Consider the following 415-nt stretch of genomic DNA (forward strand, 5'->3'; position numbering starts at 1 on the left):
CCCTAAGATCGCTTGATCCTGAAAATAAAGAGGCGTTACAGATTTCCCGCTTCCTCGCCGCCATTAATGGCCTGATGGGGGATAAACACGACGACATGGTGGCGGATGATATGGAAAACCGCCAGTCGTATGATGCACCGATGGCGCTGGATAGCGATATTCGTCAGCGCTTAGAACTGCTGATTTCGCGTTTCCCACTCTATCCGGAGCAATAATGCCATCTCGTTGGATTTTCGCTCTGATCATCGCACTCTTAGCGCCAGGCGCGGTGGCACACAATTTCGTCACTGGTAAAACGGTTACCCCTGTTTATATCCAGGAAGGCGGTGAGTTGCTTCTGAATAGCGACGACGAAATTCACTACCAAAAGTGGAACAGCACACAGCTGGCGGGAAAAGTCCGCATTATTCAGTAT

2 protein-coding genes are annotated in these 415 nt (G+C 50.1%); both read left to right on the forward strand.

Features of this window, described 5'->3' with window-relative positions; genetic code table 11:
- A partial coding sequence (locus C1J01_RS54385; protein ID WP_220040515.1) for a hypothetical protein occupies positions 1 to 215 on the forward strand: 215 nt, incomplete at its 5' end.
- A partial coding sequence (locus tag C1J01_RS54390; RefSeq protein WP_220040516.1) for a YtfJ family protein occupies positions 215 to 415 on the forward strand: 201 nt, incomplete at its 3' end. The genes C1J01_RS54385 and C1J01_RS54390, both read left to right, overlap by 1 nt.

The organism is Nonomuraea aridisoli (genome assembly GCF_003236395.1).
In the GTDB taxonomy this organism is placed as follows: Bacteria; Actinomycetota; Actinomycetes; order Streptosporangiales; family Streptosporangiaceae; genus Nonomuraea; species Nonomuraea aridisoli.